This is a genomic window from Demequina sp. (assembly GCF_024642165.1).
In the GTDB taxonomy this organism is placed as follows: Bacteria; Actinomycetota; Actinomycetes; order Actinomycetales; family Demequinaceae; genus Demequina.
On sequence record NZ_JAHEBP010000133.1, the window covers coordinates 1 to 5,438 of the forward strand.

General features: G+C 69.5%; 7 protein-coding genes, 1 tRNA gene and 1 pseudogene. 6 read left to right on the plus strand and 3 right to left on the minus strand.

The annotated features are described in order from the left end of the window. The 6 genes and pseudogenes from Q0L54_RS10175 to Q0L54_RS10200 all read left to right on the plus strand — a co-directional run. Positions 1-322, plus strand: a pseudogene (locus Q0L54_RS10175) (phosphodiesterase); the annotation flags it as partial. Positions 323-354: 32 nt separating this feature from the next. Further along, positions 355-425: transfer RNA gene (locus Q0L54_RS10180), tRNA-Gly, on the plus strand. 134 nt (positions 426-559) lie between these two features. Next, positions 560-1,414, plus strand: coding sequence for a MerR family transcriptional regulator (locus Q0L54_RS10185; RefSeq protein ID WP_296667812.1), 855 nt, complete (start codon positions 560-562; stop codon positions 1,412-1,414). 155 nt (positions 1,415-1,569) lie between these two features. Then, positions 1,570-2,535, plus strand: a complete 966-nt coding sequence (locus Q0L54_RS10190; RefSeq protein WP_296667814.1) for a DUF4349 domain-containing protein — start codon at positions 1,570-1,572, stop codon at positions 2,533-2,535. A 138-nt stretch (positions 2,536-2,673) separates the two neighbouring features. Next, positions 2,674-3,042, plus strand: a complete 369-nt coding sequence (locus Q0L54_RS10195; RefSeq protein ID WP_296667816.1) for a metallopeptidase family protein — start codon at positions 2,674-2,676, stop codon at positions 3,040-3,042. Between the two features lie 85 nt (positions 3,043-3,127). After that, positions 3,128-3,592: an RpiB/LacA/LacB family sugar-phosphate isomerase gene (locus Q0L54_RS10200; RefSeq protein WP_296667818.1), complete on the plus strand. Its 465-nt coding sequence runs from the start codon at positions 3,128-3,130 to the stop codon at positions 3,590-3,592. A gap of 92 nt (positions 3,593-3,684) precedes the next feature. Here the strand turns inward: Q0L54_RS10200 and Q0L54_RS10205 are convergent, their stop codons facing one another. From Q0L54_RS10205 to Q0L54_RS10215, 3 genes are all read right to left on the minus strand, one after another. Next, a complete protein-coding gene (locus Q0L54_RS10205) occupies positions 3,685-4,116 on the minus strand; it encodes a hypothetical protein (RefSeq protein ID WP_296667819.1) in 432 nt (143 codons plus the stop codon). 130 nt (positions 4,117-4,246) lie between these two features. Beyond that, on the minus strand, positions 4,247-4,864 hold the full coding sequence (locus Q0L54_RS10210; RefSeq protein ID WP_296667820.1) for a hypothetical protein: 618 nt from the start codon (positions 4,862-4,864) through the stop codon (positions 4,247-4,249). Positions 4,865-5,016: 152 nt separating this feature from the next. After that, positions 5,017-5,438, minus strand: a 422-nt coding sequence (locus Q0L54_RS10215) for a DUF5317 domain-containing protein (RefSeq protein WP_296667822.1), incomplete at its 5' end; no start/stop codon positions are given.

The following is a 5,438-nucleotide window of genomic DNA, read 5'->3' on the forward strand; positions in this document are numbered from 1 at the left end:
CGACATGCTGCGGGCCGCATCGTTCCCCGACGCCCCCGACATCTACCTCAACTCGCTGCACGATCCCGCGCTCGACGAGGTCGCGGCCTTCGAGGAGCTGGTGGGCTGCCACGGCGGTCTCGGCGGCTGGCAGACCCGCCCGCTGCTGGTGTTCCCGACGGACTTGGAGCTGGATGCGGACCTGCTCACGGACGGACGGCTGTACGGCGCAGACGCGGTCCACCGGCAGCTGGTGCGCTGGCTCGAGCGCATGGGACAGCGCGGCGGACTGAGGGCCGATGCCCCCGAGCCCCCTGTCGAGGCCGCGCCCGAGACCCTCTAGAATGGGTGTCGCGCCTTCTCCGGGCGGCGCGCGCGGGTGTAGTTCAATGGCAGAACTTCAGCTTCCCAAGCTGATAGCGCGGGTTCGATTCCCGTCACCCGCTCTCGCCGAAGGCCCCTCCGCTGAGGGGCCTTCGTCGTTCTGTGAGGCGGAGGCGCGGGGTCGCGCGGGCGTGGCGACTGCCTGCGCGAGCGAAGCAATTGACCCTCCCCGCACGGGAGGGTGCACGCTGAGGTCATGCACTCGGGAGACCTGCTCACCATCGGCGAGTTCGCCGCGCTGTCACGGCTGTCCGTGAAGGCGTTGCGGCACTACGACGAGCAGGGCTTGGTCTCTCCCGTGCGGGTCGACCCGATCACCTCGTACCGCTTCTACGCGCCGGACCAGATTCGTCGCGCCACGCTCATCGGCACCATGCGCCGCATGGATGTCCCGCTCGCCGTCATCCGCGAGGTCCTCGACCTCGCTGAAGGCCCCGACGGAGACCACGCGGCGAACGCCTTCGCGGCGTGGTGGGTGAGCCAGGAGCGCAGGCATGAGGAACGTCGGGGCATCGGCCGGTACATCAGCCAACAGCTCAGATCCCCAGGAGTCAGCATGGACATCCGCACCCGTACCGTCCCGGAGCGCACGCTCGCCGTCATCGGTCGCGAGCTCTTCCAGCCCGAGCTCGAGCCGTTCATCATGGAGGCGTTCTCGACGCTCTTCCGCCATGCCGAGGCGCACCCCGGCTTGCGCGCGCTCGACACGACGCCCGAGGAGCCCACCTACGTGATCTACCACGGTCCCGTCACGCCTGACCAGAGCGCCCTGGTCGAGGCATGCATCGTGGTGTCGCCGGACGCTCGCCCCGCAGAGGGCATCTCGATCCGTCTCGAGCCCGCGCATGACGAGGCGTACGCGACGCTCACCAAGGCCGGCGTCGAGTTCCCGGACATCCTGACCGCCTACGACGACGTCGCGCGCTGGGTGATGGCGCACGGCTCGATGATCGAGACCCTGCCGTCGCGCGAGGTCTACTTCACCGACGTGATGGCGGCCGCGGACGACGACCCGGCGTGCGACGTTGCCTACCCCTACGTCGGGCGTTGAGCACTCCTCACTCGCTTCCGGACGGGTCCCGACACGTCCTCTGTCCGAGCGAAGCCACCTCGGTGGCAGCGCCAACATCACGCCTGGTCACAGCATCGTTACGGTTCGAGCACCAACGATTCCGCGCCCCTGTGCGTCTCCCTAGTATGAGGAATATGGGCACGCGCGCTGACGCGACACCGCACCGCTTTCGAAGGGGCGTGGTCATCGCCGCGATCCTCGCCCTCGGGTGGGGGTTGGCGGGCTGCACCTCGGGAAGCTCCGACTCCTCGGGGGTCGCACCGGGCGCACCCGACGCGGCCTATGGCGAGGGCGGCGTGGCCGAGGCCGGCGGGAACGATGCGGCGGCCACCGACGCCTCGACCGAGGACCGCTCGGTCATCATCACGGGCGAGATGTACATGACGGTGCAGGACCCCATCAAGGCCGCCGACCAGGCGTCGGGCCTGGTCGAGGTCGCCGGAGGGCGCATCGACGCGCGGAGGGAGACGGCCCCGACGGAGTACGACGGCGGCTCGGCGTATCTCACCTTGCGGATCCCCGCGGACGACCTCGACGCCGTGGTGGATCGCCTCCGCGAGCTGGGCACGGTCGACGAGTACTCGACCACCTCCGCGGACGTCACCCGGGAGGTGACGGACCTCGAGGCCCAGATCTCCACGCTCCGCGCATCGACCGCACGCATCGAGTCGTTGCTCGCGGAGGCGGAGGACATCTCCGACATCATCACGCTCGAGAACGAGCTCGACAGCCGGCAGGCACAGCTCGAGAGCCTCGAGGCCCGCCAGCGCGGTCTCGACGACCAGGTCTCGATGTCGACGATCGCCCTCTCGCTCACCACCGAGCCCGTGGTCATCGTCGACGACGCGCCGCAGACGTTCCTGGGGGGCCTCGAGTCCGGGTGGAACGCGCTGACCGACTTCCTCACGGGCGCGCTGGTGGTCACCGGGGTGCTGCTGCCGTGGCTCGCGGCCGTGGCCCTGGTCGGCATCGTGGTGCTGGTCGCGGTGCGCGCCGCACGGTCACGCAGGGCGCGCATGACCGCCGCTTCGCTCCCCGCGCCGGAGGCGCCGAGGGAGCCGGCACCCGCCGGCGAGCCCGCAGCCGGCGACGGCGACTGACCGGGGGCCTCGTCAACGGGGACCGACACTCATCCGCACAGTTGAGGGCGCGAGCCCCGTCAAGCGACACAATTCCGCACAGTTGACGCGAGGCACCCCGCGCGGGGCCCCGAGTGCGAGACTGAGGCGGGAGGGGTCATGAGTCGGGTCCACATCTCGAGTGACGAGTTCGAGGAGTTGGTGGTGCGGGCCATCGACTCGCTGCCCGACTGGACCACCTCCTTCATGGAGCAGATCGCCGTGCTGGTACGCGACCAGCCGCCGGTGGGGTCCACGCGTCCCGGGACCACCCTGCTCGGTCAGTTCCGCGGCATACCGTCCACCGCTCACGGCGGCCGCGTGCCGGGTTCGATGCCGAACACCATCACCCTGTTCCGGCTGCCCATCCTGGGCGCGTGCCGCACGCCCGAGGAGGTGCCGGCCCGGATCCTCAAGGTGCTGGGCCATGAGGTCGGTCACGCGATGGGGATCTCCGAGCGGGAGCTGCGGGAACTCGGCTGGTTCTAGACGGTCACGCGTCGCGTTTCCCGCCGGTCGTGGCGCGGCACCGCGCTCGACGATGCACACTGGAGGCGTCGACGAGAGGACCACCATGCGCATCGCGATGGCCAGTGACCACGCCGGGCTCGCGCTCAAGCGCGAGATCGCGGCACTCCTGGAGGGGGACGGCCACGAGGTCGAGGACTTCGGGACCGACACCGAGGACCCGGCCGACCTCCCGGACCACGTCTACCCGGCCGCGATCGCGGTCGCGGAGGGTCGCGCCGAGCGCGGCATCTTCGTCGATGGCGTCGGCTACGGGTCAGCGATGATCGCAAACAAGGTACCGGGCGTGTTCGCCGCCGTGTGCCAGGACCCGTTCTGCGCGGGTCTGGCGCGATCCCACTCCGACACCAACGTCCTCTGCATCGGCGGGAAGATCATCGGTTCCGCACTCGCCCTGGAGATCGTGCGCGTGTGGATGGCCACCGACTGGCTGGGCGCCACGGAGGACAAGTACGCGCGCCGCGTCGAGAAGGTCAAGGAGATCGACCGCCGCCACCTGCCGCGAATCTGAGCACCCGGCCGGGGGTTCAGGATCCGCTGCAGGTGGAAGGCTCCAGCGCACACGGAAGGCCCCTCCTCGGAGGGGCCTTCGTGGCGGTACCGTCACCCGATCGGCTCGATGACGCCGGTCACGTCCCACGGCCAATCCGCGCCGTCGGAGTGCAGGGTGTAACGCAGTCCGTCGTAGTCGGCGGTTCCCTCGAGGATGCTCGAGTACACGTTGCGGCCGCCGTCCGCGTCGTTCTCGATCACCCCCACCGTGACGCCCTTCCAGGTGCCGTTGTCGTTAGTGAGCAGGAGGTCTCCGGTGCACATGTAGAACCCGGCCGCAGGTTCACAGTCGAGCAGGACGTCCATGGTCCCGCTCACCCGCGCGTCCGACATCTCATCGACGCAGCGGGCCGTCAGGCCCTCCACCTCGAGATCACACGAGATCTCTTGTCCGGTGACGGCCACTGGCTCGATCACCGCGTCCGTGGAGTCGCACGCGCCGAGTGCCAACACAAGCCCGGCGGCCGCCCCCACTCCTCTCATCAGGCGCCACATGGTGCCCCCTCTCCGTCGCCTTCGCCAGGACGGCGACTTACGCCGCGGGGTGTTGATCACCTCCGCGGACTCCCGGGCGATCCGGTCGAACCGCCCAAGGAAGACCCGGCAAGGATGTTCACTCCGCTGCCGCCCCTTCCCACGGCTCTCCTGTGATCGTGGTCGGGGTGCCGTCGCCAACGATCGCGCCGTTCACGTAGGCATCCGGGTACGGGTAGCCCACCCATTCCTCGGTGATCAGGCCCTCCTCGTTGTGCGAGTCGATGTTGACGCCGATCAACTCGAACGGATTGCCCTGCATATTTGAGCCGCGCCAGATCCACAGGCTCCCGCTCTGCGTGCCGTCGTCCGAGATCCATTGGTGAATGGTGTCGATCGTGGCGTCAAGGTCGCCCGAGAGCGTGTTGTACCAGGCCTGCTCCATGCCGACCCCGCCGAACACATCGTCGACCATCTGTGCGTCGGCCGTGGCGTAGGAGGCGAGCTCCGCCGCCAACTCCGCGGGCGGTATGGAAGAGCCGGGCTCGGCGAGCAGCGCCTCGACCGCCGCCTTGACCTCCGCGCTCTTGTCGTGACGCGCGGCCGCGGTGTCGACCTGCTGCTGCAGGGCGTCCCGCTCCGCCGTGACCTCGGCCACTTGGGCCTTGAGATCGTCCACCTCGCCGCTCGAGCCGCATCCCGCGGTCGCGAGCGCAATCATGACGGCGATCGGCGCCGCCTTCATCCAGACGCGCATGATGACTCCTTCCCCGACACCGGTCCGGGAGCGTCCGGGTCCACGGGCGGAGGGGTATCGCGCTGCGCATTCCTTCGACACAATTTTACGCCTGAGTCCTCGCCGATGCCGGGCGAGGAGCAGCCCCGACAGGCGTGCTCACATCGCGGGGATCAGCCCCGCCGGAGCGCTCCCCAGGTCGCCGAATCCCTGGTCTGACGGGCGTGCCGCGGCGTGGGCGGCGGGGCGCTGCCGAGCGGGCGCGTCCCGGTCCACGCCGCGATGCCCACGCCCACCACGATGAGCACATCACCCACGCTGAAGGTGTTGGACAGCGGAAGGAGCTCCGGCCAGGCGAAGATGTCGCCCAGCCACAGCAGCACCGGATCGTCCACGACGGCGACGTTCGAGAAGGCGGGATCGGGGTCGATGCCGGCGGCCGTGATCGCCTCCGCGGTGGTGGGCAGCACGCCACCGTTCAGGGCGATGGTCACCCCATTCGACAGCGCGCCAAGCCCGACCAGGATCAGTCCGGGCACGTGCCGATTGACCCAGAGGAATCCGCCGGCCACCACATAGGTGGCGACGTGCACCA

Excerpts from the sequence above, each read along its gene's own strand:
- Q0L54_RS10185 (WP_296667812.1), top strand. The coding sequence starts at position 560 with ATGCACTCGGGAGACCTGCTCACCATCGGCGAGTTCGCCGCGCTGTCA.
- Q0L54_RS10190 (WP_296667814.1), top strand. The coding sequence starts at position 1,570 with ATGGGCACGCGCGCTGACGCGACACCGCACCGCTTTCGAAGGGGCGTG.
- Q0L54_RS10195 (WP_296667816.1), top strand. The coding sequence starts at position 2,674 with ATGAGTCGGGTCCACATCTCGAGTGACGAGTTCGAGGAGTTGGTGGTG.
- Q0L54_RS10200 (WP_296667818.1), top strand. The coding sequence starts at position 3,128 with ATGCGCATCGCGATGGCCAGTGACCACGCCGGGCTCGCGCTCAAGCGC.
- Q0L54_RS10205 (WP_296667819.1), bottom strand. The coding sequence starts at position 4,116 with ATGAGAGGAGTGGGGGCGGCCGCCGGGCTTGTGTTGGCACTCGGCGCG.
- Q0L54_RS10210 (WP_296667820.1), bottom strand. The coding sequence starts at position 4,864 with ATGCGCGTCTGGATGAAGGCGGCGCCGATCGCCGTCATGATTGCGCTC.